Origin of the sequence: Methylomonas rhizoryzae (genome assembly GCF_008632455.1) — a bacterium.
In the GTDB taxonomy this organism is placed as follows: domain Bacteria; phylum Pseudomonadota; class Gammaproteobacteria; order Methylococcales; family Methylomonadaceae; genus Methylomonas; species Methylomonas rhizoryzae.
On the sequence record NZ_CP043929.1, the window covers coordinates 4464001 to 4490489 of the forward strand.

The following is a 26489-nucleotide window of genomic DNA, read 5'->3' on the forward strand; positions in this document are numbered from 1 at the left end:
CACAACACAATCCTTATAATATGTAGGTTATCCTTTCCGCTACACAGCAACAACTCTCCGGTTTTCTGAACTGTCACTAGGCTCAAGGCACTCAAAACATATGTCCAGTCTGATCAAGTCCGCCGAATGGAACGCCGTCAAGCAACATCACCAAGAAGTTGCCGGCAAATTTTGCATGAAAGAGGCGTTCTCCAAAGACCCGCACCGATTCGAAAAGTTTTCGATTGAATTTAACGATTTGCTATTCGATTTTTCTAAAAACCTCATCACAGAGGAGACGATTCCGCTGTTAATCAATCTGGCTAATCGAGCAGAATTGCATGAGAAAACCGAAGCGATGTTTTCGGGCTCGATTATTAACACTACGGAAAAACGTGCTGTACTGCATACGGCGTTGCGCAATAGGGGCAACGACCCTGTCTATTTCCGCGGCAAAGACGTCATGCCGGAAATCAATAAAGTACTGGAAAAAATGCGGGAATTTACCGAAAAAGTACGTTCGGGCGCTTGGACCGGCTACACGGGAAAACCCATAACCGATATTGTCAATATCGGCATCGGCGGATCGGATTTAGGCCCGAAAATGGTCGATACCGCCCTCACACCCTACGGTAAAGAATCTTTAAAAGCGCATTTTGTCTCCAACGTCGATCAAACCGACATTGTCGAAACGTTGAAACAGTTAAACCCTGAGACCACGCTATTTCTCATTTCGTCAAAAACCTTCACCACACAGGAAACCATGACCAATGCGCGCTCGGCGCGGAATTGGTTTTTAAATACTGCCAAAGACTCTGCGCACATTGCCAAGCACTTCATCGCCATCTCGACCAACGTAGCAGCGGTGAAAGAATTCGGTATAGACCCGGACAATATGTTCGAGTTTTGGGACTGGGTTGGCGGCCGTTATTCGCTTTGGTCCGTTATAGGTATGTCCATAGCACTCTATATCGGCATGGACAATTTCGAAGAATTATTGATGGGCGCCCATTTAGCGGATGAACATTTCCGCAATGCGCCTTTCGAGCAAAACATTCCCGTAATCATGGGGTTACTGGGCATTTGGTATAACAACTTCTTCGAAGCTGAAACCTATGCCATCTTGCCTTACGCACAATCGTTAAAATTCTTCGCCGATTATTTCCAGCAAGGCGACATGGAAAGCAACGGTAAGAGCGCCACGATTAACGGAGAAAAGGTCGATTACAACACAGGCCCCATCATTTGGGGCCAACCGGGCACCAACGGGCAACACGCTTTCTTTCAGCTGATTCACCAAGGAACCAAGTTAGTACCTAGCGACTTCCTTGCGGCGGCGCAAAGCCATTATGACCTGCCCGATCACCACGACATCCTGATCGCAAATTTCTTGGCACAAGCCGAAGCGCTAATGCTTGGTAAAACCGAAGAAGAGGTTAGAAAAGACTTAAGCCACGAGCCCAATCTGGACGACGCTTTAATTGTATCTAAGATATTCGACGGCAATCGGCCATCAAATACGTTTCTATTTAAGAAACTGACGCCAAGAACGCTCGGGATGTTAATCGCCTTTTACGAACATAAAATTTTCGTTCAGGGCGTTATCTGGAATATCAATTCCTTTGATCAAATGGGCGTAGAGTTAGGCAAGGTTTTAGCGAAAGCCATTTTGCCGGAATTAAAGCATGATGAACCGATCCACAGCCACGATTGCTCGACTAACGGCCTAATCAACGCTTACAAAAAATTGCGAAACTCTTGACGCCGATTCTACCTCTTTAGATTTACGCATCATCCTGGAAAATTTGATAAAGAAAGCGCTCGGTACCGCCGACCACGATAGACAAATCGCCGGATTGACATATGTTTATCCGGTGATTTCCCGCCGTTCCGGCGGACTCTCGATAGGCATTAACTTCAACCCCAATAATGCATGCAACTGGCGCTGCATTTACTGCCAAGTTCCCGACCTGAAACGCGGCTCAGCCCCCATCTTGGATATAGAAATACTTCGCTCGGAACTGGAGCTTTTATTAGATGACATCATTTCCGGCGAGTTCTACGAGCGCTTCGAAGTGCCGCCGGAAGCGCGGGAGATCAAAGACATCGCACTATCAGGGAATGGCGAACCTAGCAGTTTGACTAATTTTCACGAAGCGGTCAGCACAATTGCACATACAGCAAAAAACAAGAAGATATTTCCCGCATGCAAATTCATATTGATTACCAACGGCAGCTTGCTGCACAAACCCAACGTTTGCCAAGGCCTAGTTTGCTTGGCCCAAAATAACGGAGAAATTTGGTTTAAGCTGGACAGTGCCACGACAGAAGGACGCCGCCTGCTCAACAATAGCAGGCAAAGTCGCAAACACCTCGTTAATAACTTGAAGATCGCCAGCGAACACTGCCCTACAAAATTGCAAACTTGCATGCTGCATTACGGCGATGCTTGGAGCAATGATGAGAAAACGGCTTATCTTTCGCTGCTAACCGAACTACAACGACAAAACATCTCCATTCGCGGCGTTATGCTGTATAGCCTTGCCCGCCCTTCACTGCAGCCTGAGGCGCCATCGCTAGACAAAGCATCCGAATTGGAAATAAAGGCCTTCGCTGCTGACATCGAAAAACTAGGGTACGACGTCAGCGTTAATGGTTAGACTTTTATATCCAATAAACTGCCTACCGTTTTTTCATGGGATTTAATTACCTTTGCGGCCGCCGAGGTTTCCAGTTCCGCCTCTTTTAAACTCAGAACAGGTTTAAATAAATCACCTGAGCTGAATTGTTCGGCGGTTCCAACTTCTTGTTTATCGACAGGCAGCCGAGCAATGGTATTGGCGGCGTCATTTGCTCTTTGCTGCGTAGTACTAATCAAATTAGTGACGCTGGAAAATGTATTGATGTTCATGACGGCCTCCGCGAGATTTCTCTACCCGAACTCTATCTTAACCCTAAGAGCGGCGGCAATAAATTAAATTCCATAGCCCATCGCCACCGATTTGTCCTTAGTATCACAATACGCGCTAATTTTTCTTGGCAAACACCTTGGTAAATCGCTCTTTAACGTAAGGATAACCCACTTGCAACCACTGCCTCCACAAAGCGCTTAAGCCCGATTTGCACATACACCACAGCCGTCCGCTGATAGACAATGCACTATCGCAACCTATGCGCTGCAACCTAGTTTCGACGATAGTGCTCCAATTCGGCCGACGATGACCTTGCGAATCGATAAACACCTTCTCAAACATCCACATTTCCAACACGGAAACCGTCCACATAAACGCAAACGAAATAGCCATGCCTGCACCGGCGATTATTACCAGAATCGCAAACATAGGATGTAATTTGGTTAACCACCAAGACAAAATATCCACCAGCAAAAACACATAAGGCATACCGATTGCGATCGACTTGTATTTGACGGTGCTGGTTTCGGCAAAACTGAAAATCAATCCGACGAACATAAAAATAAAACTAATCCCGAACAAATGGATATGCGACACCCTCGTCAAGGAACCGAAGGTCGCGCCTTCGTCTTGCCGAGATAATTCGGTCAATACTTTAAAATCATCGAAATTGGGCAAGCCGCTTTCCTTGTTATGGCACATCACGCAACGTTCTTTGATGATATTCTGAACACCTGATTCGACGTAATCATCTTGGTCTGCGCCGTCTCGAACCCACTGAATAATCTGAAACCGTTCTTGCTCCGAAGCGTTTTCCTTCATAGAGCCGTTTAATTTAATCTCCAATGTGGTCCCGGATCGGTTTCCATAGTAACTGTAAACAATGTCGTCTATAGACAATCCGAACTTGCCGTCCGCCATTCCGTGAGTGAATAAAATTTGAATCAACGCAACCAAATACCCCACCGCCACGGTGGAGAGATAGCCGGTAAACAATACTTTCACTGGAACGTCAAGGTCTTGTAACGATGAAAATTCGCGCGCCATAGCTTCGGGGAGGGTAGTTAGGAAGGGTAAGCTCGATTATAGCGCCGCAACAAAATAAGTAACTATGTTAAAAGCCGGGTTAAGGGCAAAAAAAAGGCCCTCGCGAAACCGGAGGGCCTTTTCCGCGGAGTGAGTAGTCCTTATTTGGGCTGTACGTTAGCCGCAGTCAAACCTTTAGGTCCTGTCTCAATGTCAAACTCTACCGCTTGTCCCGGAGACAACGTTTTAAATCCATCGCCCAAAATTACCGAGTGATGGACGAAAACATCCTCGTTGCCCTCCGAAGGTTCGATAAAACCGAAGCCTTTGGTATTGTTGAACCACTTGACTGTGCCTGTTGCCATTTTAGAGCTCCTACTGATTAATACTGTTCACCGCGCAGAAAATAACATTGATAGCCGGCCGGAATAGGCTTTGGTGACATTCAACATCGTTATCTGAGCCGACTAATTGTACTGTTATTTATTCGGCAACGCTACTCGGCCCCAGTAGCGGCAACGGTTTCAGCGCGTTGGCTGCCTTTCCGGCCGAAATCAACCGGCCAATTTTCGGCAATACGGAATAGTGAGCGACCCGATCTAAAAATAAAAACAACAAGCACAATTCGCAACAAACACGTCGAGATAACGTCGCTCATTGCCGAGAAATTTGTCGTTAATGGCTTTCATTTCATGGCCGCATCCCTCTTGAAAACATATAAGTAACGCCTTATATCGGTGGCAACACTATTCATCCTAAGAGGCCTCACCATGCGAATGGACAAACTCACCAGCAAATTCCAACAAGCACTCGGCGATGCGCAAAGTTTGGCGCTGGGCAAAGACCACCAATTCATCGAACCTTTACACGTCATGCTCGCCCTGCTGGATCAGGAAGGCGGCAGCATAAAGCCTTTGCTTCAACAAATCGGTGTGCAGGTCAACGCCCTTAAAACCGATTTAAACAAAGAAATTGACCGTCTCGCCAACGTTAGCGGAGCCGGAGGAGACGTACAGATTTCCAACGAACTTTCGCGCACGCTAAATTTGACCGATAAACTCGCGCAAAAGCGCAAAGACGCTTACATATCCAGCGAACTCTTTCTGCTTGCCTCTCTGGAAACCGCCGGCACCCTACAAAACGTATTGAAACGGCACGGAGTCGTCGCGGCTGCCGTCGAGCAAGCCATCCTGAACATGCGCGGCGGACAATCGGTTAACGACGCTAACGCCGAAGACCAACGCCAAGCCTTGAAAAAATACACCATCAACCTGACCGAGCGCGCGGAACAAGGAAAACTGGATCCGGTTATCGGCCGTGACGACGAAATTCGCCGCACCATCCAAGTGCTGCAACGCCGCACCAAAAACAACCCGGTACTGATCGGCGAACCGGGCGTCGGCAAAACCGCCATCGTCGAAGGCTTGGCGCAACGCATCGTCAACGGCGAAGTGCCGGAAGGCATAAAAGGCAAACAACTGCTGTCGCTCGATATGGCGGCACTGATCGCCGGTGCTAAATTTCGCGGCGAGTTCGAGGAAAGACTGAAAGCCGTTTTGAACGACATCGCCAAGCAGGAAGGCCAAGTGATTTTGTTCATCGACGAGTTGCACACCATGGTCGGCGCCGGTAAAGCGGAAGGCGCAATGGATGCCGGCAATATGTTGAAACCCGCTCTTGCCCGCGGCGAACTGCATTGCGTAGGCGCCACCACCCTGGACGAATACCGCCAATACATCGAAAAAGACGCCGCACTGGAACGTCGCTTTCAAAAAGTGTTGGTCGACGAACCCAATGTCGAAGATACCATCGCCATCTTACGCGGCTTAAAGGAGCGTTACGAAATCCATCACAGCGTCGATATTACCGACCCGGCCATTGTAGCCGCCGCTACGCTGTCCCACCGTTATATTTCCGACCGGCAACTGCCGGACAAAGCGATAGATTTGATAGACGAAGCTGCCAGCCGCATCCGTATGGAAATGGACTCCAAACCGGAATCTATGGATAAGCTAGACCGGCGACTGATCCAGTTGAAAATCGAGCGCGAAGCGTTGAAGAACGAAAACGATGCGGCATCCAAAAAGCGTTTGGAAATATTGGAACAAGACATCGGTGAACTGGAAAAAGAATATTCCGATTTAGAAGAAATCTGGAAAGCGGAAAAAGCCGCATTACAAGGCACGGCCACCATCAAAGAACGCTTGGAACACGCCCGGCTGGAACTGGAAGCCGCGCGCCGCGGCCAGGACTATACCCGCATGTCCGAACTGCAATACGGCGAAATCCCGAAATTGGAAAAAGAACTGGACCTGGCTTCGCAAGCGGAAATGCAGGATAAAACGCTGCTACGCAGCAAAGTCACCGAAGAAGAAATTGCCGAAGTCGTTTCGAAATGGACCGGTATACCGGTTTCGAAAATGATGGAGGGAGAACGGGAAAAACTGCTACGCATGGAAGACGAACTCGGCAAGCGCGTGGTCGGACAAACGGAAGCATTAAAAGCCGTCAGCAACGCCATCCGCCGCTCGCGCGCAGGTCTTGCCGATCCCAACCGCCCTAACGGTTCATTTCTGTTCTTAGGCCCGACCGGCGTCGGCAAAACGGAGCTCTGCAAAGCCCTAGCCGCATTCATGTTCGATACCGAAGAAGCCATGATCAGGATAGACATGTCGGAATTCATGGAAAAACACTCAGTTGCCAGACTAATAGGCGCCCCTCCAGGGTATGTGGGGTACGAAGAAGGCGGCTATTTAACCGAGGCAATCAGACGCAAACCGTATTCGGTCATCTTATTGGACGAGATCGAGAAAGCTCATGCCGACGTATTCAACGTCTTGTTGCAAGTATTGGACGATGGCCGCCTTACCGACGGTCAAGGCCGCACGGTAGACTTCAGGAATACCGTCGTGGTTATGACTTCCAACCTGGGTTCCCATGTCATACAAGAGCTCTCGGGAGAGGAAAACTATGCCACGATGAAGGAATCGGTGATGGAAATCGTCGCCCAACACTTCCGCCCGGAGTTTATCAACCGCATCGACGAGGCCGTGGTGTTCCATCCTTTGGGCAACGCGCAAATCCGAGCAATATGCGAAATTCAGATCGAACTGTTACGTCGGCGGCTGCAAGAAAAAGACATGGGGCTGGATATTAGTGAAGCGGCCTTGGATTTGCTCGGCGAAGCCGGCTACGATCCGGTCTATGGCGCAAGACCGTTAAAACGCGCCATCCAAAAGCAATTGGAAAATCCGCTAGCTAACGCCATATTGTCCGGCCATTTTCTGCCCGGAAATATCATCAGGGTAGATAAAGCCACAGACGGCTTGACGTTTAGCAAATAACTGCGCCTTGAGGGGCGGCAAACGGACCGCCCCTTTCTTCGGCCTTTAGCAACCGAACTATTCCGCGCCGCCCGGCCATTGTAACGAGTTAAGCCGGAATAATCACGGCCCTGCCCGGGCCCTCCCCCCCCAAATTTGCAAAAGACAGTCCAAAGCCGTTACCTATTGCTTGGAATGCGTCAATCGATCCGCTTACAATGATAGCGTACGCCATGTATCCGAACTTTCGCTAACCCGCCTATTGCTTGGGCTAACTATTTGATTAGGGTTTTTAATGCTCCTTAAGAAACTGTGGCCCTTCGGCAAGAAAAAAGCATCGTCGCGCGATTCTTCCGCGGTTACTTACAGCGTACCCGAGAGAGTCTATACGCCCACAGCACACTTGGCTATCGGCATGTACATCATAGAATTGGACCGCCCTTGGTTGGAAAGCCCTTTTAAATTCCAAGGGTTCGAATTGACGTCCGAGAACGACATCCGCGCGGTTCAGGAAGTATGTAGCTATGTATACATAGACACGACTCGGCAGCGCGCAAAAACCAGCAAACCAACACCGCCACCCACTCCCTATCGCGAACAGTCGGATTTCGAAATCTCCGACCCTCCGCCGAAATTGGGAGAGTTCAGCCAAGAAATCCGGCGCGCGGAGTCGGTGCATAAGGAAGTGGGTATGTTGGTGTCTAACTTTATGGAACGCATCGCCCGCGGCGAAGGCGTGGATGCCAAATTGGCCAAGGCGGCTGTGGCGGAGTGCGTCAATAGCGTATTGCACTCTCCGGACGCCTTCCTATGGCTAAGTCAACTAAAAAATCGCGACGAATACACGTCTCAACACAGTTTGAATGTTTGCGTGCTGTCGATTGTATTAGGCAGGCAAATCGGCTTATCGGTGGCGAATCTCAACAATGTGGGTTTGTGCGGCATGATGCACGATATGGGCAAGATGCTGATTCCCCTGCAGATATTGAACAAGCCCGGAAAGTTGGAACCGGACGAATTAGCGATCATGCGTTCTCACACCACGTTGGGCCGCGAACTATTGGCATCCAGCCACGGCATGTTCCCGGGCGCCGTCACTACCGCGTTATCCCATCACGAAACCTTAAACGGCCAAGGTTATCCGAACAAAATCAATCACACCGGCTTGCCGTTGTTTACCCGCATCGTCACGATTGCCGATATTTACGACGCAATTACTAGCGACCGGGTTTATCAAAAAGGCAGAACCCACCTGGAAGCCACCAATGTGTTGTCGAATTTGAGCGGCCCCCAATTGGACGAACGCTTGGTGATTAAATTTATCGAGGCGCTAGGCGTCTATCCTCCCGGCTGTATCGTGATGATGACGAACGGCGCCGTCGCCATCGTAGTAGAAGTGAACGAGACGGTCAGACTCAGGCCGAAAATTATTTTATTACGAGACCCGCTCGGTCAACCGGTTGCGGAGCAAGTCATTAATCTGGCGGAAATGCCCTTGGACGAATTAGGCAAGGTATTAACCATTAAAGGCATAGTCAAAGCCCAGGATCACGATATTGACATTAGCAAATACTATCAGCAAGGCATTCTGCAAAAAGGCTTTGCCCATTCCGCTTAGACACATCGTATTGCCCCCGTAGAAAAAGATAACCGAAGAGTCAAAGTCGTTGCCTCATATTAGAGTTGTTTTGCTCGACATGAGGATTGTCGTTTTTCTGTAAGCGCCCTTTAAACCACGCCATTGATTTTCAGAACGAAGTTGTAACAGTTTATGCGGTTTTTTGCTCGACGAGTTGCCAAGGCGGCAATGCCTAGAAGTCTGCTACGGTTTTTGCCAGAGGCAGTTGACGGAACAGCTCCACCAAATAGGTATAGGGTTCGATGCGGTTGGCTTTGCAGGTTTCAATCAGCGAGTAGAGATTGGCGCTGGCCCGGGCACCGGCCACCGTGTCGCAGAACAACCGGTTGCGGCGACCGACCACAAACGGACGAATCGCGTTTTTGCAGAGGTTGTTGTCGATGGGCCAAGCGCCGTTCTCGACAAAGCGAATCAGCTTCGGCCATTGCGACGACAGATAATGCAAGGCTTTGCCTAGTCATGACTTTCTCCGACACGGACTTTTCACCATGCTGTTTACGCGCCGGCTGAGTTAAACAAAAGCGAAGCCGCAATTGATGCCAATTCGTTGGTTATCATTGTATTCAACCCGAAAGCCCCCCTTATTACGCTAAACGGATTCTATTCGATCATCTCCTGCCACGAGCCTATACAATGCGAAGAATATTTTCAGAAAGCAAAGGGGAGTCTCGAATGAGTTTAGGTGCATCCAAGACACTTATTACGGTTCAGGCTCTAAGAGCACTCGCTGCTAGCGCTGTTGTCGTATACCACGTTCTATTTATGCTGGTACACAACGGCGGATATTCGTTTGCTGTATCCGAGATTGGAGCAAGCGGCGTCGATTTGTTCTTCGTAATAAGCGGCTTCATCATGATCTACACAACCTATGGGTCGTTCCGCCAACCGAAGGCTACGGCAGCTTTTATCCGCCGTAGAGCGATACGGATTATTCCTATCTACTGGTTTTACACTACCGTAATTGTCCTATTATTGGCGTTTGCTCCCACTCTGTTTTCCGAAATCAAATTCAACTGGCAAAACGTCATATCGTCTTATCTATTCTTGCTATCTAAAAATTCCAAGGGAGATGTCGGTACCGTGATGCAAACAGGATGGACTTTGTGCTTCGAGGTCTATTTTTATCTGATGTTCGCGATACTTCTTAACCTGCCTAGAAAGTATTTTCTGATCATCTCGGGAACCCTATTCATGACGGGCATCATTTTCGGCGCATCAAGTTGGTCACCGCCGACATGGGCGGGGGTGGCAACCAATCCGATACTGTTTGAGTTTTATCTGGGGACGGTAATTGCCTTCCTATTTGTAAAAGGATTTTCCTTACCGCCTTACCTCGCCACAGCCGCAATCATCCTCAGCATAACGGCAATTTTCGTGACGAGTGATGTCAACATGGGAAAATGGACACGCGTTATATGCTGGGGTCTACCGGGAGGTATCCTGCTGTTAGGCGCCCTTTCACTGGAACACGCCGGAATTAAGGTCCCAAAGTTATTCACAGCCATTGGGGACAGCTCCTACAGCCTTTACCTCGTCCATCCTTTTCTCGTGCCGGCCATGGGCAAGGTGTGGATGGCACTACACCTTCACGAGCGGTTAGCCCCTGCGGTTCTTTTTATCGTGGCGTTTATCTGCTCCATCACGGCGGGACACATGCTATACCTCGTGATCGAGAAGCCGATTACCCAATGGTTATCGCGAACGTGGAAGAGTCCTGCAGGAGCGTAGGCTTGGTCGAAAACATGAAACCCGGCATTGGCGACATTTGTGCCCGGTATCGCCTTCGCTCAATCCTGCCTACGGCCCCGGCACGCATGGCGTAATGCGCCGTTCGAAAGGGATGACGGTTTACGGGAACAGGGCGCTCAAGCCTTGATTCCCGTAAACCGGTAGGCAAATAACATTAATGCATAGCCGGGCAATCCATATACTCGGGCTGGCCGGTCAGGACGATAGCCACCCTATGCTCCTGGTTGGGGGTATTGTCCGGCCCGTCGGCTTCACCGAGCGCTTTCAAGCTTAGCTGGCCGCTGTTTGCCCCTTGTTCCACCAACATTTTGGCGACGTTTTGCACCCTGCGCTGGGACAAGGCTACGTTATAATCGGGCTTGCCGACCGTATCGGTAGAGGCGGTCACGGTCGCACGCGCATCAGGATGCGCCTGCAGCCAGCGGCCGACGCGGCCTATGGATTCGTAACGCACTTTATACGGCACATCGCTCGCCGTTTTGAAATACGCCACTACTTCGTGCGTCGCGTCCAAAAAACGGTGATTGTTGCCGTGTACTTCGGTAAGCCATAAACACATCTCTTTTTCCGATTCCAAGCGGTGTTGAGCGGCCAGCTTGGCCGCATCCAGCGCCATCGCCTTCTCGTCGATGTTCCAATAATGATTTTTTTCTATATGCCGCAACACGTTGTTGGCCTCGGCCAGTTTTTCTTCCGAGAGCTCTTCGTGCAACATCGCTTGCCCGTAATGGCCGGTTCTGGCGGCGTCGATTTCCGCTTTCAAATCCGTACCGTCCATACGCGGCGCGGAGCAAGCGGACAGCGCCAGAGCCAAAACAGCCAGCGCTAGGGAGTTTTTATTGTTGTCCATGGTGGTATCCTCGCAATGGTTGACGGTCGCAACGGCTTATTTGCCGTCGTCCAACGGGCCGTAAGTGGTCCAATAACCGGGGAAATTCAAACCGAAATATCGGCTATCCTCGCTAAACCGGTCCCAAACGTAAGCCGGCGAGGCGAAATCGTCACTGGGGATGGGTGAGGTCAAAAATTCGGCGCCGCCGACCAAAGTTCGCGTCACGCCATGCGCAGTACCGCGCAGCAATCCCCAGGTCATGCCGACAAACAAATTTTGATCGGTGGTGAAATTGATCATGTTCTTGGGGATTTCGAAAAAACCGGTCGACATATTGGCAACACCTTGACTGAATTTACTGGCGAAACAGCTCCAGTAACTATCCGCGTGCGCCGGCGGCGCAATGCTCAATGCGCCGGCCGCACAACAAACTGCCACAATAGTATGCTTATTCATAGGACACTCCTTTTATCTGAGGTTTACGCCGCTCAAACTCTGCGTGCAGAAATCAAGGCCGGCAATCGCCGACTATTGATGGAATAAAGCATATCCGGTAACCCGAAAATTGGTAGGGACATCGCACCGTCTTATTTTACGAACGACCGAGAGCGACAAAACGGCAGCACGGTAAAGCGGTTGGTGCAGATATAGAACGAATGGGACTATTCCAGCCCGAATCCCGCTTGCCGCCATGCCTTGGTGCCTCCGTCCAGATTATATAAACGCTTGTATCCCAAGTCGTGCAAGACTCTGGCTGCGGCATTGCCCATAGGGCCGCCTTCGCAATAGAGGTAAATCGGCGTGTCTTTATCGGCCGGCAGTTTGCCTTGATACTCTTCGACCCGGTTGAACGGAATCACCAAGTCGGTACCGGCAATGTGTTTTTGTTCCGGAACGTGCACGTCGATCAACACTACGTCTTGTTGTTGCAGCACTTGTTTCAACTCGGCCGGACTCAACATCTGCACGTAATCCGGCTGCACGAAATTACAGCCGGTATTGACCGCGGCCAGCCAGCATAGGGATATTAGGTAGTTACGCATCGTCGATCTCCTTAGCAATACGATCTATTTAAAAGCAATGACCACACTATACGCTTTTTGTTGCACACGGCCATTCGAACGGCCAGGCATTCTCGATTATGCTCAGCATGCGTAGAGGAGCCAGCGCTTTCGCAAACATCCTAGCCTCGCTCTGAAATTCACTCGACAATCTTCCAAAAGAGTAACGACATAACAACGTCAACTTTCATTTGCCGGGGCGACTGCGAAACTTCATGATCGTTAGGCTGAAAAATTGACCATTGGCAACTACTCGCGCCTAATATAGTTGGAGCGCTGCCAGACAGTGGTATACCTGCAGAAGTTGTGTATAACGGGATGTCTATAAGTACGCAATTAAATCAGGGGCAACACAAGGTTATGCCGACTTGATGTGCTTACGCGGCTTGGTGAAAAGTTGGTTGAGCTTGATACACTTATCGAATTCCGAGATCGCAGTGATTGACCATGCGCCAACGGCGCTTTTGGCGGCATATGTGGTCAATTTGCCGGCGGTAGCGGTCGGTACCGGTTTCGAATTACCGCCTGATTGCACGCCATCACCCTCCATCCGAGCGTGGGAGAGACTGTCGACATCGGTCGTTTACGCCGCTCCGAGGCGATATTGTTGCAACGTATGAACGCGATAATCACGCCATTCAAGCGACCTGAACTACATCGTCTCGGCGAACTATTCGGCCATGCGAAAACATTGCTCGCGACCTATCCCGAGTTGGACTATTACGGTGAACGAGACGGCGGGTGTTATATTGGCTCTCTATTTTCGAGCGGCGGCGGTCAATCTGTACGGCGGCAATCTTCCGATAAACCTCGTATCTTCGCGTATTTACGCCCAAGTATGCCGGGTTTCGACGTGTTACTACGCGTATTGTCGGCGTTTCCTGCGGAAACTATTGTTGTGGCACCCGGGGTTCGTTCCAATACATCCGGGCAAGAGAATACACCATCTTTCCGGCTTTATACCCGGCCTATTTCGTTAGAGCGTGATTGGTTGCAACAAGCCGATCTAGCCATCTCATACGGCGGCGCTGGGACAGTCAGTCAATGTTTATAGCTGGGGTGCCGCTACTTTTGGTTCCTCAAAATGTTGAGCAATATTTGATGGGTCGGCGTGTGGAGTCCTTAGATTGCGGGCTAGTTGCAAGAAAGCCTTTTAGCAAAAAACAAATTACAGCGATGCTGGAGAACATATTAACCGAGCCAAAATATCGGTTATCCGCTAAGGACTTTGCCAATCGATACGGGAACAAGCACAGTGGCCAAACGTTAGATGTTATCGCGCGAGTTATTGAGACTCTGATACGAGTATAGGCTAATTAAATCAGCATTGCCCCTATGATATAGAGCTATAACCAGTATCATCAGCGGAACCAATCCTAGCGCAATAATAAATTAAAGAATCCGATGAAAACCAACCGAGAAAACTGCCTAGATAATGGATTTCCGTGGTTAAACCAGATGATCGCTATTGGTTCCCTATTTCTAATTTTGAGTAATGCAAGTTATGCCATGGGAACAAGTGCAAAAAATGCACGCACTCAGGGCGACCATATCATTCACGCCAAACAAGTATGTAGCAAAGACGGATTGAGCGGCCAGGGGGTCAGCATTGCCGTCATCAGTGACAGTTTCAATTGTCTGGGCGGCGCCGACGCCGGCCAAGCCAATGGTGAACTGCCGCCGACGGTGACTGTTCTGAAAGAAGCCGATTGCCAAAACGAAAGGGCACTTGACGAAGGCCGCGCCATGCTGGAGGTTATACATGATCTTGCGCCCAAGGCTAATCTGTTATTTCACGCCATGGGCGACAATCCCAACGACTTCATACAAGCCCTAAAGACAGTGGCCGAGCATGGTGCGCGGATCATCGTCGACGACGCGGTCTATTTCAGCGAACCAATGTTTCAAGATGGCCCGGCGTCTCAAACCATTGACCGCTTGGCGACCCTACGCGGCATCGCCTTTTTTACGTCCGTGGGCAATGCAGGTCTCAACAGCTATCAATCCGCATTTGTCGACAGCGGAACTTATCCCTTGGGCGCAAAACAAGGCGTCGCCCACGACTTCAATCCCGATCCCAATAAAACCGATACCTGCCAAACCATCACCGTTGGCGCCGATGCGTTTACCGTGTTGAGTCTACAATGGGACCAGCCGGCCAAGTCGATTAGCGGCGGCAGCGGTTCGGCCAGCGACCTGGATGTGGCGGTTTACGACGATCCGTCTTGTAAGCAGCTCAGTCAAGCCTGGGTCATTGGCGGCACGACCGATAATCTGGGCGGCGACCCCGTCGAAGTGGTTGGATTCGATAACAAAGGCAACCATCGTCGAAAAACGGTTGGCTTGCGCATTTTGAAAGTAGCGGGTCCCGCGCCCGGCTTGCTGAAATACATCCTGAGCGGCAGCTCGCTACCGAGCGAACACCCCAGTATCGACGAATATCGCAACGATCCGAAAACCATCACTTCAGCATTTGGCCATGCCAATGCCGAAAACGTATTCAGCGTCGGAGCGGTCGAAACCGGCCCAAACAACAAGCCACTGCGCTTGAGTTACTACTCCTCGCCTGGAGGACTGCCGATTTTGTTCGACGACCAAGGCAACCGCTTGCCCGAGCCCGTCGTCCGACATCACGTCGATGCGGTCGCGCCCACTAACGTCAACACCAGCTTCTTTTCCAAAACCCGGCCGGACCTGGAAAAAGACGGCAAACCCAACTTCACCGGCACCTCGGCCGCTGCTCCCCATGCAGCCGCGGTGGCAGCCTTGTTATTGCAAGCCGCAGCACGAAACGACCACGTTTTACCGCCAATTCAACTTTACGACCTATTACGGCGAAGTGCGATAGATTGGGGTGAACCAGGTTATGACCACTTGTCAGGCTATGGCTTACTTCAGGCCGACCGCGCTTTACAGTGGTTACCGTAATTCTGGCAGTTAACTCGCTTCGATACTCCACATGCCCATATCGATCATATACGGCCCATTTAGCCAATGCTGCATGGCACATGCTTCAACCAATGTGTGAAATCCCCTAAAAAACGAAGAGCCATGACAACACCAAATACACCGGAACACCGTCGTTCACGCATTTGCACCTGGATTCTTGGCAGTAGCCTAACGATATGTTGGGGCCAATCAACGTACGCAGAAGAATCTCTACCCAGCAAACCCGTTTTTGAGTTGATTAAAGGGCATGGAGTAGAAGTCTGCGAAGCGTATTTGCAACGGCTCAATGCCACCGAATTTCTCGGTAGAGTCGAGATGTGGCGCGATGGCCTAAGGTTAGGCCTAACTGTTGCTGCCTCTTTCGTTTGGCAGTGCCTCATTAGCCTAACCATCGCTCCGTTTCCACATCTCGCTCGTCAAACCGGACGTGCAGATTTCCCGCATCCGGCTTTCTTTCGAACCTCAAGCCTTCGCGTTCAGCAGGTCGGCGCGCGTACGTGGCAGGCGGTAGAGCCCCAGAGTTTCATACAGGTACTCGTCAGGGTATTGGCGATACCCCGTTCCGCGCTGACCACGTCTGCGCATTAACCAGATTCGCAGCCGTCGCTCCGCGTAATCCTGGATGCATCGGTAGATTGGGCAGACCGGTCCCTGATTGAAATAACCCGCCCAACCTCGAATCATCGGATTGAGTTCGTCAATCCGGCTTTGCACCGGTTTGGCGTTCCAGCGCGATGACGTGGCGTCATGGATACCTTGTTTTAATCGCTTGATCGCTTTCTTCGACGGACGTGTTCCCCAGTAAGGGCGTCCATCCTTGCCGTAGAATCGGCCCAGGGTGTAACCAAGAAAATCAAACTGCTCCTCTGGCAGCATAGCCAGACGGGTTTTCTTCTCGTTGACCGTCAGCCCCAGTCGGTTCATCAGCCACCGCATGGCCTCCATGGCTGCCTGACCCCGTCCTTTCGGACAGAGAATCACCAGATCATCGGCATAGTTCACCACTTCGGCCTGAAGCCGGTCGGCAAATCCAAATTTCTGCCAGGCTAAAAGAAAGCGCCGGAAGTAAAGATTACTGAGCAAGGGCGAGATAATACCGCCTTGCGGGGTGCCTCGACCCGTGTCCTTCGCTTCCGTGGTTCGGCGCTCACCGTGTTCGCAATGCTCCACCACCGCTACGTTTAGCCATTGTTTGATCGTAGCCAGCACCGTGCCGTCCGCGATCCGGCGGCTAACGCAGCGCATCAGATCACCATGGGGAATCGTGTTCAAGTAGTTAGACAAATCGGCGTCCACGACTTCCCGTTTGCCCCTTTGGGAGATACCGAAATGGATTATTCTGACCGCCATCTTGGCATCGACTCCAGGTCGGAATCCGTATTGTCGGGGAAGCAGGTCGGCTTCAAAAATCGGACCGATCACCAACAACACCGCCATCTGGACCACGCGGTCACGGATAGCCGGAATGCCCAGAGGACGCTGTCCGCCTTGGGCCTTGGGTATCCACACGCGCAACAGGGGCTGCGGCCGGTATTCGCCGACCACTAACTCCTGCCGCACTCTTTCCAGCCAGCCGTCTAGCCCTTGGTTTTCGATCGGCTCGAAGCGGATGCCATCATAGCCAGGAGCGCCACGATTGGCGCGGCAGCGCCGGTAGGCAACTTGCAACACATCGATACGACAGACTTTATCCCATAGGCTGTAGAAACGGTAGTCTGGTTCTGCTTTGGCTTTCGCCTGCAATGAAGTCTGTAATATCTGAACCGTACTTGTCGAGGTTGGTAGACTCACGTCAATCCCCTTAGCTCTTATCACTTTCCTCATCACGTTTCGAAACAGGGCGCCTTCGCTCTACCGGCGTTACCCGGCTTCACCACTACTACGCGCCCCTCCGCCATCCCTGCAGGCCGGCTCCATCCCTCACGGGATCGCCGTTGCCGCCATCAGGGCACCCACAGGGACTTCCCTTGTTGCCCACCTGATCTCTCCCATGCGTGCTATCACCACTACCCCGGTGGGACTCTTACGACTCTGTCGCTCGATTCCGTAAAAGCATCGGCCTTCCCCGTTATTATGGCGGGTCGGCTCCCACGACGACATTTCGAGGCCTGCTCAGTGTTCACTCACGCTATGGCCCGCATGGCCCGCTGATCTCCCAGGGAGACCTTTTTCTTGGAGTGCTTCAGCCCGTTTGTTACCTCCCGAGCCGCCCCAAGTGCTTCCGGCTGGAGCGAGAGTTAGCCGGGTCGGATTTACACCGACGAATCAGATGCGCCTTAGCAAGGCACACATAATAATCCGGTTAAAGGCCGAGTCACAGAACCGTTGCTAGAGGGGTTTGTTGACCTTAAACCAGTACCGCTGACAGCGGAGGAAATACAACGCATTAATTACAAAACCATAAGCTTCGATCGCTATCAGGATCAGGACTTGATCGAAAAATTATCAAATAAACAATACGAATACCGGACCAAAGTTGGCGGACTACTTGAAGGTGGTCCAAAGGGGGTAAGAGGCTTACCTGCCAATAGCCTAGAGGCAATAAATGCCAATATCCTTGTGAACAAAAAGACACCGTTTGTAAGGTATCAAACTCAACTGGATTTGGATAATGATGGTATAGCCGACGATGTGGTTATCAAAAACAAGCAAGGCGTTTACATTGTTGATCCATCGATGCAGCAAATCACCGAAGATAAAATGAAACGTATATTTGCGGATCAGGAGGCTCTGGACTGGCCTAGTCTGATTTCTTTTCCTGTCTTGGCATTTCCGATAAACGTATTTGCGTATAAAGGCAAATATTATTTCGATGGTTTTTTCACTAATTTGTCTGTTTCTAGAGGATACGGCGCCTATTTAACTAGTAGTCTATCCGAACCCTATTATTTCGGGGTTTTTATGCACGATAGAAATCAGAATAACAGAATATGCGAGTATCAAGTATTTGGTATGTATATCTTATTAACACATTGAGATGTAACCATGAAAATAAAAACGAGCCTGTCAAATGTGTTGATCTTTTCGACATTGCTTGCGATGAATTGCCAAACGAAAATGGCATATGCGGAAAATAAACCGATTATTACCTTGTCGTATGGAACGCCCTATCTGGCATGTGGCGTAAAATGCGAGCCTTCTTTTATTATTAAAATATTTGAAGACGGTCTCGTTCAATACAAGGGTGTAAAAAACGTCGAAGTCTTGGGACGTGACGAACATCGTATTGATAAGTCTTCTTTGGAAAAACTCATTCATAAATTCCAAAAAGCGCATTTTCTTGATGCAACCGGGCCGGCAGATCCTGCGTGGATCCCCATTAATGCAACAGACCGAACTGCTTGGATATGTGCAGGAATTCGTTTTCGCCAGGGAACTCGAGAGATGACTACATTCAGGCGTCAGTGCGAGTTGATGAATGAAATTATTCGAACTACCGATGCCGAACGCCTGTGGGACTTAGAATGGATTCGTATGCGTTATTGTCGTTAATTAATATTAGGAAAATTGATTATGTCTAACAGGCTGTTGATTTTATCTCCCCTGTAACCCGCATTGGCTGGTTGAGTCAGATGTGTTGGTAAATCATAAAGTATTGTTCTAAATGATAAAATAGTTCTATCTCCAATATATTGCACTGTCCCCATGCGCGGCGCCGACATTACTCAAGAAGACCTGTTCAGTTACCGAACCCTGGAAAGCCGGATTCCCAAAAAGCATCCGCTACGCAAGCTGCGTCAAGTGGTCGACTTGTTGCTCGCCACGCTAAACGACGAGTTCGACGCGCTCTACGCTCGTCGCGGTCGAGATTCCATTCCGCCGGAACGCTTGTTGCGCGCCAGTTTGTTGCAAGTGCTATTTTCCATCCGTTCGGAACGGCAACTGGTGGAGCATATCGACTTCAACCTCTTGTACCGCTGGTTTGTCGGCTTGACGATAGATGACGAGGTGTGGGATCACTCGACCTTCAGCGCCAACCGCGACCGTTTGCTGAATGAGCGGATCAGCCGCTTGTTTTTCGAACGGGTACTGGCCTTGGCAGAGTGGAAACAGCTGATCTCTGACGAGCATTTCTCGGTGGACGGCACGCTGATTCAAGCTTGGGCCTCGCACAAAAGTTTCGTCAAAAAAGACGGCTCGACCCCGTCGCCGGAAGATGGCGGCCGCAATCCCACGGTCAACTTCAAGGGCGAGAAACGCAGCAACGAAACCCATGCCTCGACTACCGACCCCGATGCCCGGTTGTACAAAAAGAGCGAGGGCGACAAATCGCAGCTGGCTTTCCTCGGTCATGCCTTGATGGAGAACCGTAATGGCTTGGTCGTCGACGTCGAAGTCACCCAGGCCACCGGCACCGCAGAACGCGAGGCGGCCCATGCCATGGTCAAACGCACGATCCACAAACCGGGCGCGACCTTGGCCGCCGACAAAAATTACGATACGCAGGATTTTGTCGCCAAGTTACGCCAGCGCAAAGTCACGCCGCATGTCGCCAGCAAGGAAAAAGGTTCGGCCATCGACGGACGTACCACACGGCATGAGGGTTACCGGAAAAGCCTCAACGTCCGCAAGCGGATCGAAGAAGTCTTCGGTTGGGCCAAGACGGTCGGCCCGCTACGTCAAACCAAGTTCCGGGGGTTAAAGAAGGTCGCCGCGCAAACAATTTTTACCTTTGCCGCCTATAACCTGACTCGCATGGGTACCATTTTCGGCTGGCGATACAGTACCGCCTAGGCGGTGGTGCGCCTGAAATCCGCCAAAAGGCGGAATTTAACGCCCTTCGGGGCGAATATAACCGGCTAAAACCGGTTTTTGAGGTGTGATCGGGCTTCCAGAAGCCCAACAAAACCAAAAAATGGTTTTGAAGCCGAAGGCATATAGGCAAATTTCAACACCCTGCTAATACTTCTTATGCTGCGAACGATAATCCAGCGATTTCCCTAACAGGGTGTTGAAATTCTGATGGGTTCGCCTGATATTGCCGCCACTGACATCTGGGTGGTTTAAGGTAACCGCTCGTCAAACGTTGCCCGCATGCTGATTCAACTTGGTTCCCGGCGGCAATAAATCGGCCAAGCTTGCCCCGTCTAAAACTTGCAGAAATTGTTCCACGGCCTTGCCTAAAACCGGTATCAACCCGCATTGCGCTTCTAGTAAACATTGGCCGCTTTTGGCCGCATTGAAACATTCGGCCATCTGAAAGTGACTTTCCATCTGCCTGACGACTTGGCCCACGCTGATTTGCCGGGCCGGTTTGGCCAAGCTTATGCCACCGCCCTTGCCGCGGGCGGTATTGATGAATCCTTTAACGCCCAAGTTATGCACGACTTTCACCAAATGGTTTTTGGACACTTGGAAAAACTCCGCCAATTCGTCGATGGTGATCCGTTTATCTTGATGTACCGTCAAATACATTAATACTCTCAGCGCGTAATCGGTGTGTGCAGTCAGTTGCATGGTCTCCTCCAGTCAGCGTGCATTTGAAATTCATAGTAACGGCTACTACACTGCTGCAAAAGATGCATGTAATTTCCATGTTTAGTCAAATTAAGGTACCGAGATGCTGATTGAACCCGTGTCATTATCCGACTTTTTCCTCAGCTTCTTCAGTGCCGCCGCCATTGTCTTGACGGCGCTATTGTACGCGGCACTTTACGCATGTGCGAAATTGCACAACCACCGTGGCTTATTCCTTGGCGCTTGGCTTAGCTACGGTTTGCTGTTGATCTGCGTTGCGCTATTCAGCAAGGTTAACCACTTAAACGGAATTTGGCTGCTGCTGTCTTTAAGCATGGTTATAGGGTACGCGTTTATGCCTAGAATGATCTGGCAACTATGCGTGGCTACCCATTCCGATTCCGATCACTCTTTACCATCCGGAGGTGCGCATGACTGAGCAAATTCCCCGCTGGGCTCAGGAAAGTTTTTGGAAAAAAGTGGCCGTCTGGGTAACCGGCGGCTCATTCGTGCTGTTGGTGATACTCACTTTCGATTCCATGGCCAAGATCTCTGCCGGCGGTGCCAAAGTACCGGCTTACAGCGTGATCAACCTCGACGTTAGCTACCGCTACGACAAGGCTAAACAGCGCTTTCAACCGGTCATCGGCGCTGAGGCGCCGTTGTTCGGCAAACTATTGAGCGAGAACGAAGCCGAGCAATTGGTCAGCCTGGGCAAGAAAACCGTGCAAGCTAAAAACTGCATGAACTGCCACACCCTGCTCGGCAACGGCGCTTATTACGCACCGGACTTAACCAAGGCCTGGCTGGACCAGGGCTGGATCGCCAAGGAATCGCGCGAACAAATGATGCTGAATTTTTTGTTGGACCCGGAAAACAACGCCCGCACCTTCGGCAGCAATCGCAAAATGCCCAATCTGGACATCAGCCAAGCGGAAGCCGAAGCGGTCATCGCTTTTTTGAAATGGATGTCGGCCATCGACACCAACGGCTTTCCGCATAACTTCATTGCACTGGGCGAAGGGGAATAGACGATGAGCGATAAACACTTGCAACAGTCGGCGGCCGCATGCTGGGCCGACTGCAAACAGGCTTATGCCGAATTGATGGCCAATCCGCATTTGAGCGGTGGCCGTAAACTGGCGCTGCATTACTTCGGCGTCGCCATGGTGTTGTTCATGGCTCAGTTGCTGTTCGGCTTGTTGGCCGGATTACAATTTATTTTTCCGAGCTTTCTTTACGAAATTCTGGATTTCAACGTCAACCGCATGGTGCACATCAATGCCATGGTGGTGTGGATGTTGTACGGCTTCATGGGCTCGGTCTATTGGTTTTTGGAGGATGAAAGCGGCGTCGAGATCGTCGGCCTGAAATGGGGGCAACTGGCATTTTGGGTGTTAACCGGCGCCGTCGCCGTCGTCGTATTGGTGTATCTGTTGATTCAAATCGGCAGCGGTAGCGATACTTCGCTGTGGTTGATCAACGAGGGCCGCGAATACATAGAAGCGCCGCGTTGGGCGGACATCGGCATCGTCGCGGTGATGCTGGTATTCTTCTACAACGTCGCCGCAACCTTTGCAGCCGGCCAATGGTCCGGCATCGCCGGAGTGCTGACACTGGATTTGGTGGCCCTGGCCGGCTTGTATCTGGCCGGGATGTTTTACGTCACCAACATTTCCGTCGACCAGTACTGGTGGTGGTGGGTGATCCATCTATGGGTGGAAGCCACCTGGGAAGTATTGGTCGGCTGCATCATGGCCTGGAGCCTGATGAAACTGTTAGGCGTGCGCCGGCAAGTGGTGCAAACCTGGCTATACATCGAAGTGGCGCTGATGTTCGGCTCCGGCATACTCGGCTTGGGCCATCACTATTTCTGGATAGGCACGCCGGAATATTGGTTCACCATCGGCGGATTTTTCTCCGCGCTGGAGCCTATTCCTCTGGTCGCCATGGTGGTTCATTCGGTTTACGACGCCGGCGTGCACCGCTTCAAAAACAGCAACCACCCGGCCTTGGCCTGGGTCATCGCCCACGCCTTCGGCAACTTTTTGGGTGCCGGCGTCTGGGGCTTTATGCATACCCTACCGCAAATCAACTTATACACCCACGGTACTCAATGGTCCGCCTCGCACGGCCATCTGGCCTTCTTCGGCGCTTATGCGACCATCAATATCGCCTTTTTCTACCTGGCCGCTCAGCAAGCGCGCGGCAACGTCTGGATGGGCGGCGGGCTGGCGGATGGTTGGCGCTGGAAGGCCGCGCTGGCACTGCTGAACATCGGGGTAATGGGCATGACCGTAGCGCTGCTGATTGCAGGTTACGAACAATCGTTCATCGAGCGCGCGGTCGAAGGCTCCACCTGGGCGGGCTACTTTGCCGCGCAAAACCATCCGTGGTTCATACAAGCCATGGTGTGGCGCATGTTGTTCGGCCTGGTGACATTAACCGGCGGCGGCCTGCTGTTTTGGGACCTGCTGACCATAGGCCGCGGCGAGCAACGCTTGGCCCCCATCATTAGCGAAGCTTAATTAGCACCTGACCGTAAATCAATATATAACATATATATCAATATGTTATAATTATATCACAGCACGAAGATGTGCAGCTCCGACACCGGTTTTGCCTGCTTTTCGGCAAAACCGGCCTGAAAACGCCCAAAAGCTAAAATCTTCGTTCGCCGAAATCGATATTGCCGTCATCAATCGCCAATCATGCGGCGACAATCCCGCAACTGCACGACCAACAGCAACACATCCGGTGTCAAGCGTGGCGCGGGTAACAACTGCGCTTCCTCGGCGGGCAATTGCTGTACTTTTTTGACCGCGGCTTCCACGTCAATGCTGTCGATCGTCACGATGAAACCCTGTAAGGCGTTGAATTGACGGTTATTAGAAGGCTGGTTTGCAAAGCCGACTTTGGCCTTCGAGAAGCGCGCGCAGGCGATTTTTCCTATCGGATGGCTAGGCTCGCATGTTGTAAGATTTGTCCCGACGGATAAGCCCTGTAGGGACGTTTGAATGGCCGATTAGGTGCGTTTCGGACAAGGCATCTCAAAATCACTTTTTGACGAAAAACCTTGTCAAGCTTTATTTTTGAATGTGGCTGAATAATTACAAAACAAATTGCTCAGAGGTTCCTTAATAATCAACCCTGTTTTGCTCGATACGGCGTGATTTAAAAATTAGATCCGTTCCGACTTTCAACCCTAGGTTGCAAATAGCCTAGAATTTTTGTTCGTCTTCGCCGAATTTATCGGATAGCCGCAACAACACATACAAAGCGCCGGTGCCGCCAGCCCGCGGCGGTGTGGAGCAAAAGGCCAATACGTCTTGGTGCTGGCGCAGCAGTAAGTTAAGGTCGTTTTTTAATACCGGCTGCCGCTCGGGCGAGTTGTAGCCTTTGCCGTGGATGATTTGCACGCAACGGCGCCCGTCTTCCACGCAGGCGTGCAAAAAACGCAACAGTTGCTGCCGGGCTTGCCGGCTGGTCAAGCCGTGCAAATCGATGTATGCGTCCAAACCGAAATCGCCCTTGCGCAATTTTTTCAACACCGCTTTTTGCAAACCCGGCGCCAGAAACCCCACTTTGTCTTCCTGATACAAGGTTTCCAATTCGCCGTCCACTTCGTTTTGCAGGGGATCCACCGCTTCCAGCGGCTTAAAGGCCGGAACCGGGCGCGGTTTTTTATCCGGCCGCAACACGACCTTATCGCTTTTGACCGGCTCCACTTTACCGACCCTGTCTCTGAATAATGCCCCGTCCTCGGGAGCGATGTTTTTTTTTGTCACGTAAGCTGCTGGTTTTGCGGTTTTTTTGCTACTATGCGGCAATTTTATAGCGTTTTCCGCGACATGCATATTCTAATCAGCAACGACGACGGTTACTTGGCGCAAGGCATCAATACCTTGGCCGCCGCCTTGGCCCAATACGCCAACGTGTCGATTGTCGCCCCCGACAAAAACCGCAGCGCGGCCAGCAATTCGCTGACGCTGGACATGCCGCTACGCGCCACCTTGTGCGACAACGGCTTCGTGCGGGTGGACGGTACGCCGACCGACTGCGTGCATCTAGCCATCACCGGCTTGTTGGAACAAGAGCCTGACATGGTATTTGCCGGCATCAACCACGGCGCCAATTTAGGCGACGACGTAGTGTATTCCGGCACCGTGGCCGCCGCCACCGAGGGCCGATTTCTCGGCTTGCCGGCCATAGCGATTTCCCTGGTCGGCAGCGACCCCAAACATTTCGACACCGCAGCGCACGTCGCCGTGACGTTGTTGCACAAAATTCAATCCAAGCCGTTGCCGGAAGACACCTTGCTGAACGTTAACGTGCCGGATTTACCGCTGGCGGAATTGAAAGGCTACCAAGCCACCCGTTTGGGCTTGCGGCATAAGGCGGAAGCCGTCATCCGCGCTAACGATCCGCGCGGCCAAACCATTTACTGGGTGGGGCCGCCCGGTAGCGAACAGGACGCCGGCCCCGGTACCGATTTCGATGCCATCCGCAACGGCTATGTGTCGGTTACCCCCTTGCAATTGGACTTGACCCGCTACGACCGCTTGGCCGGGTTACGCGATTGGCTGACGTAAGAGAGCGGCAGGTGAAGCAGCGTATCCAAGGCACGGGCATGACATCCAGGCGCACGCGCGAGCGTATGGTCGCGCGCCTGCGTCAGCAGGGCATCAGCAACAATCAGGTGCTGCAGGTGATGGCGCAAATTCCTCGCCACGTGTTCGTCGACGAGGCATTGGAAAGCCGCGCTTACGAAGATACCGCGCTGCCCATCGGCCACAATCAAACCATTTCCCAGCCTTATATCGTGGCCAAGATGACCGAACTGTTGTTGGAGCGCGGTCCGCTGGACAAGGTACTGGAAATAGGCACTGGCTGCGGCTATCAAACCGCGGTGCTGGCCAAGCTGGTCGGGCAGTTGTACACCGTTGAGCGCATCGCGCCTTTAATGAAAAAAGCCCGCGACTTGTTGTGGGAGCTGGATATTAAAACCGTCGGATTCAAACACAGCGACGGCGGTTGGGGCTGGCCGGAACACGCGCCGTTCGACGGCATATTGGCCGCTGCGGCGCCGGTAGAAATTCCGGAAGCCTTACTGCAACAACTGGCGCCGGGCGGCGTCATGGTCATTCCGGTTGGGCCGGAAGGCTGGCAGGAATTGCACCGCATCACGCGGACCGCGAACGGTTTCGAAGACGAGGTTTTGGAAAGAGTGTCTTTCGTGCCGTTTTTATCCGGCATCAGCTAAATTGAAACTTAGAAAAAAGTCGCGGCGACCGCAATCGCCGCGGGCTTTTCCATTGCCCGGATAACAGCTAGCTCCTTACCATTATCCGGGGCTTTCCCTGGCATCTTATTTTCCATGTTCACGGGGGAGAGAACTAAAAATCCCTGACACCTGTTTTTATTAAGCTATAAGCGTGCCATTGTTTAATCTCTTCTGTAAAAAGCGGCTTGCCGATTTTCGCAAATATCATCGCCCGCCCCAGCAAAAACAAGCTAAATAATTGAAATAAAATTATTTTTATCGCGTTCCGCAGCCCGATT

The 26489-nt window shown here is 51.4% G+C and carries 24 protein-coding genes and 1 pseudogene; 14 read left to right on the forward strand and 11 right to left on the reverse strand.

The genetic code is table 11. The features are described 5' to 3' along the window. Nucleotides 1–100 precede the first annotated feature (100 nt). Together pgi and F1E05_RS19705 are read left to right on the forward strand one after the other, a co-directional pair. Entirely contained in the window at nt 101–1741 is a 1641-nt protein-coding gene (gene pgi, locus F1E05_RS19700) for a glucose-6-phosphate isomerase (RefSeq protein ID WP_150051535.1), read from the forward strand. 112 nt (nt 1742–1853) lie between these two features. Next, a complete protein-coding gene (locus tag F1E05_RS19705) occupies nt 1854–2639 on the forward strand; it encodes a radical SAM protein (protein WP_332095601.1) in 786 nt (261 codons plus the stop codon). Here F1E05_RS19705 and F1E05_RS19710 read toward each other — a convergent pair. The 3 genes from F1E05_RS19710 to F1E05_RS19720 all read right to left on the reverse strand — a co-directional run bounded on the left by F1E05_RS19710 (nt 2636) and on the right by F1E05_RS19720 (nt 4282). After that, complete coding sequence (locus tag F1E05_RS19710) at nt 2636–2890, reverse strand: hypothetical protein (protein ID WP_150051537.1); 255 nt, start codon at nt 2888–2890, stop codon at nt 2636–2638. The two genes, F1E05_RS19705 and F1E05_RS19710, sit on opposite strands and share 4 nt — an antisense overlap. A 115-nt stretch (nt 2891–3005) precedes the next feature. Continuing rightward, a complete protein-coding gene (locus tag F1E05_RS19715) occupies nt 3006–3938 on the reverse strand; it encodes a hypothetical protein (protein WP_150051539.1) in 933 nt (310 codons plus the stop codon). A 140-nt stretch (nt 3939–4078) separates the two neighbouring features. Continuing rightward, nucleotides 4079–4282, reverse strand: a complete 204-nt coding sequence (locus tag F1E05_RS19720) for a cold-shock protein (RefSeq protein ID WP_150051541.1) — start codon at nt 4280–4282, stop codon at nt 4079–4081. Nucleotides 4283–4687: 405 nt separating this feature from the next. Between F1E05_RS19720 and clpB the strand changes: the two genes are divergently transcribed. Together clpB and F1E05_RS19730 are read left to right on the forward strand one after the other, a co-directional pair. Then, on the forward strand, nt 4688–7261 hold the full coding sequence (gene clpB, locus F1E05_RS19725) for an ATP-dependent chaperone ClpB (RefSeq protein ID WP_150051543.1): 2574 nt from the start codon (nt 4688–4690) through the stop codon (nt 7259–7261). A 274-nt stretch (nt 7262–7535) separates the two neighbouring features. Continuing rightward, the gene (locus F1E05_RS19730; protein ID WP_150051545.1) at nt 7536–8858 is read left to right on the forward strand and encodes an HD-GYP domain-containing protein; all 1323 of its coding nucleotides are present in this window, start codon (nt 7536–7538) and stop codon (nt 8856–8858) included. A 193-nt stretch (nt 8859–9051) separates the two neighbouring features. On the opposite strand, the pseudogene F1E05_RS19735 reads toward F1E05_RS19730, so the two are convergent. Beyond that, a pseudogene (locus F1E05_RS19735) lies at nt 9052–9336 on the reverse strand (IS66 family transposase); the annotation flags it as partial. A 215-nt stretch (nt 9337–9551) separates the two neighbouring features. Between F1E05_RS19735 and F1E05_RS19740 the strand changes: the two are divergent. Then, nucleotides 9552–10607 (forward strand): acyltransferase family protein, encoded by a 1056-nt coding sequence (locus tag F1E05_RS19740; protein WP_190303200.1) that lies wholly within the window; start codon nt 9552–9554, stop codon nt 10605–10607. Between the two features lie 175 nt (nt 10608–10782). Here F1E05_RS19740 and F1E05_RS19745 read toward each other — a convergent pair whose 3' ends face one another. The 3 genes from F1E05_RS19745 to F1E05_RS19755 all read right to left on the reverse strand — a co-directional run bounded on the left by F1E05_RS19745 (nt 10783) and on the right by F1E05_RS19755 (nt 12503). Next, nucleotides 10783–11478 (reverse strand): OmpA family protein, encoded by a 696-nt coding sequence (locus tag F1E05_RS19745; protein ID WP_150051549.1) that lies wholly within the window; start codon nt 11476–11478, stop codon nt 10783–10785. A 36-nt stretch (nt 11479–11514) separates the two neighbouring features. Beyond that, nucleotides 11515–11916, reverse strand: a complete 402-nt coding sequence (locus F1E05_RS19750) for an exosortase system-associated protein, TIGR04073 family (protein WP_150051551.1) — start codon at nt 11914–11916, stop codon at nt 11515–11517. A 206-nt stretch (nt 11917–12122) separates the two neighbouring features. Further along, complete coding sequence (locus F1E05_RS19755) at nt 12123–12503, reverse strand: rhodanese-like domain-containing protein (RefSeq protein ID WP_150051554.1); 381 nt, start codon at nt 12501–12503, stop codon at nt 12123–12125. A gap of 1527 nt (nt 12504–14030) precedes the next feature. Between F1E05_RS19755 and F1E05_RS19765 the strand changes: the two genes are divergently transcribed. Further along, nucleotides 14031–15449: a S8 family peptidase gene (locus F1E05_RS19765; RefSeq protein WP_190303201.1), complete on the forward strand. Its 1419-nt coding sequence runs from the start codon at nt 14031–14033 to the stop codon at nt 15447–15449. A gap of 483 nt (nt 15450–15932) precedes the next feature. Here F1E05_RS19765 and ltrA read toward each other — a convergent pair whose 3' ends face one another. Next, a complete protein-coding gene (gene ltrA, locus F1E05_RS19770) occupies nt 15933–17213 on the reverse strand; it encodes a group II intron reverse transcriptase/maturase (protein ID WP_232056719.1) in 1281 nt (426 codons plus the stop codon). A 687-nt stretch (nt 17214–17900) separates the two neighbouring features. Between ltrA and F1E05_RS19775 the strand changes: the two genes are divergently transcribed. The 3 genes from F1E05_RS19775 (at nt 17901) to F1E05_RS19785 (ending at nt 20204) form a co-directional block, all read left to right on the forward strand. Then, on the forward strand, nt 17901–18446 hold the full coding sequence (locus tag F1E05_RS19775; RefSeq protein ID WP_150051560.1) for a hypothetical protein: 546 nt from the start codon (nt 17901–17903) through the stop codon (nt 18444–18446). A 9-nt stretch (nt 18447–18455) separates the two neighbouring features. After that, complete coding sequence (locus F1E05_RS19780) at nt 18456–18962, forward strand: DUF6438 domain-containing protein (RefSeq protein WP_150051562.1); 507 nt, start codon at nt 18456–18458, stop codon at nt 18960–18962. A 153-nt stretch (nt 18963–19115) separates the two neighbouring features. Further along, nucleotides 19116–20204, forward strand: a complete 1089-nt coding sequence (locus F1E05_RS19785; RefSeq protein ID WP_150051564.1) for an IS5 family transposase — start codon at nt 19116–19118, stop codon at nt 20202–20204. Nucleotides 20205–20489: 285 nt separating this feature from the next. On the opposite strand, the gene F1E05_RS19790 is transcribed toward F1E05_RS19785, so the two are convergent. Beyond that, nucleotides 20490–20927 carry an RrF2 family transcriptional regulator gene (locus F1E05_RS19790; RefSeq protein WP_150051566.1) on the reverse strand — a complete coding sequence of 146 codons (438 nt, stop codon included), beginning with the start codon at nt 20925–20927 and terminating at the stop codon, nt 20490–20492. Between the two features lie 103 nt (nt 20928–21030). Between F1E05_RS19790 and F1E05_RS19795 the strand changes: the two genes are divergently transcribed. The 3 genes from F1E05_RS19795 to F1E05_RS19805 all read left to right on the forward strand — a co-directional run bounded on the left by F1E05_RS19795 (nt 21031) and on the right by F1E05_RS19805 (nt 23455). Then, nucleotides 21031–21366 (forward strand): hypothetical protein, encoded by a 336-nt coding sequence (locus F1E05_RS19795; RefSeq protein WP_150051568.1) that lies wholly within the window; start codon nt 21031–21033, stop codon nt 21364–21366. Beyond that, nucleotides 21359–21958, forward strand: a complete 600-nt coding sequence (locus tag F1E05_RS19800; protein ID WP_150051570.1) for a cytochrome c — start codon at nt 21359–21361, stop codon at nt 21956–21958. The genes F1E05_RS19795 and F1E05_RS19800 overlap by 8 nt, the downstream gene beginning before the upstream one ends. 75 nt (nt 21959–22033) lie before the next feature. Then, nucleotides 22034–23455: a cbb3-type cytochrome c oxidase subunit I gene (locus F1E05_RS19805; protein WP_150052112.1), complete on the forward strand. Its 1422-nt coding sequence runs from the start codon at nt 22034–22036 to the stop codon at nt 23453–23455. 170 nt (nt 23456–23625) lie between these two features. Here F1E05_RS19805 and F1E05_RS20370 read toward each other — a convergent pair whose 3' ends face one another. After that, entirely contained in the window at nt 23626–23781 is a 156-nt protein-coding gene (locus F1E05_RS20370) for a hypothetical protein (RefSeq protein WP_190303203.1), read from the reverse strand. Nucleotides 23782–24148: 367 nt separating this feature from the next. Further along, complete coding sequence (locus F1E05_RS19810) at nt 24149–24715, reverse strand: Smr/MutS family protein (RefSeq protein WP_150051572.1); 567 nt, start codon at nt 24713–24715, stop codon at nt 24149–24151. Between the two features lie 63 nt (nt 24716–24778). Here F1E05_RS19810 and surE point away from each other — a divergent pair, with 63 nt between their 5' ends. Then, the gene (gene surE, locus F1E05_RS19815; protein ID WP_150052114.1) at nt 24779–25519 is read left to right on the forward strand and encodes a 5'/3'-nucleotidase SurE; all 741 of its coding nucleotides are present in this window, start codon (nt 24779–24781) and stop codon (nt 25517–25519) included. 11 nt (nt 25520–25530) lie between these two features. Further along, nucleotides 25531–26190: a protein-L-isoaspartate(D-aspartate) O-methyltransferase gene (locus F1E05_RS19820; RefSeq protein WP_150051574.1), complete on the forward strand. Its 660-nt coding sequence runs from the start codon at nt 25531–25533 to the stop codon at nt 26188–26190. The last annotated feature ends 299 nt before the right edge of the window (nt 26191–26489 follow it).

Excerpts from the sequence above, each read along its gene's own strand:
- F1E05_RS19785 (WP_150051564.1), top strand. The coding sequence starts at position 19,116 with ATGCGCGGCGCCGACATTACTCAAGAAGACCTGTTCAGTTACCGAACC.
- F1E05_RS19765 (WP_190303201.1), top strand. The coding sequence starts at position 14,031 with ATGGGAACAAGTGCAAAAAATGCACGCACTCAGGGCGACCATATCATT.
- F1E05_RS19790 (WP_150051566.1), bottom strand. The coding sequence starts at position 20,927 with ATGCAACTGACTGCACACACCGATTACGCGCTGAGAGTATTAATGTAT.
- F1E05_RS19710 (WP_150051537.1), bottom strand. The coding sequence starts at position 2,890 with ATGAACATCAATACATTTTCCAGCGTCACTAATTTGATTAGTACTACG.
- F1E05_RS19800 (WP_150051570.1), top strand. The coding sequence starts at position 21,359 with ATGACTGAGCAAATTCCCCGCTGGGCTCAGGAAAGTTTTTGGAAAAAA.
- F1E05_RS19730 (WP_150051545.1), top strand. The coding sequence starts at position 7,536 with ATGCTCCTTAAGAAACTGTGGCCCTTCGGCAAGAAAAAAGCATCGTCG.
- F1E05_RS19755 (WP_150051554.1), bottom strand. The coding sequence starts at position 12,503 with ATGCGTAACTACCTAATATCCCTATGCTGGCTGGCCGCGGTCAATACC.
- F1E05_RS19795 (WP_150051568.1), top strand. The coding sequence starts at position 21,031 with ATGCTGATTGAACCCGTGTCATTATCCGACTTTTTCCTCAGCTTCTTC.
- surE (WP_150052114.1), top strand. The coding sequence starts at position 24,779 with ATGCATATTCTAATCAGCAACGACGACGGTTACTTGGCGCAAGGCATC.
- F1E05_RS19715 (WP_150051539.1), bottom strand. The coding sequence starts at position 3,938 with ATGGCGCGCGAATTTTCATCGTTACAAGACCTTGACGTTCCAGTGAAA.
- F1E05_RS19805 (WP_150052112.1), top strand. The coding sequence starts at position 22,034 with ATGGCCAATCCGCATTTGAGCGGTGGCCGTAAACTGGCGCTGCATTAC.
- pgi (WP_150051535.1), top strand. The coding sequence starts at position 101 with ATGTCCAGTCTGATCAAGTCCGCCGAATGGAACGCCGTCAAGCAACAT.
- F1E05_RS19750 (WP_150051551.1), bottom strand. The coding sequence starts at position 11,916 with ATGAATAAGCATACTATTGTGGCAGTTTGTTGTGCGGCCGGCGCATTG.
- F1E05_RS19720 (WP_150051541.1), bottom strand. The coding sequence starts at position 4,282 with ATGGCAACAGGCACAGTCAAGTGGTTCAACAATACCAAAGGCTTCGGT.
- clpB (WP_150051543.1), top strand. The coding sequence starts at position 4,688 with ATGCGAATGGACAAACTCACCAGCAAATTCCAACAAGCACTCGGCGAT.
- F1E05_RS19780 (WP_150051562.1), top strand. The coding sequence starts at position 18,456 with ATGAAAATAAAAACGAGCCTGTCAAATGTGTTGATCTTTTCGACATTG.
- F1E05_RS19740 (WP_190303200.1), top strand. The coding sequence starts at position 9,552 with ATGAGTTTAGGTGCATCCAAGACACTTATTACGGTTCAGGCTCTAAGA.
- F1E05_RS19745 (WP_150051549.1), bottom strand. The coding sequence starts at position 11,478 with ATGGACAACAATAAAAACTCCCTAGCGCTGGCTGTTTTGGCTCTGGCG.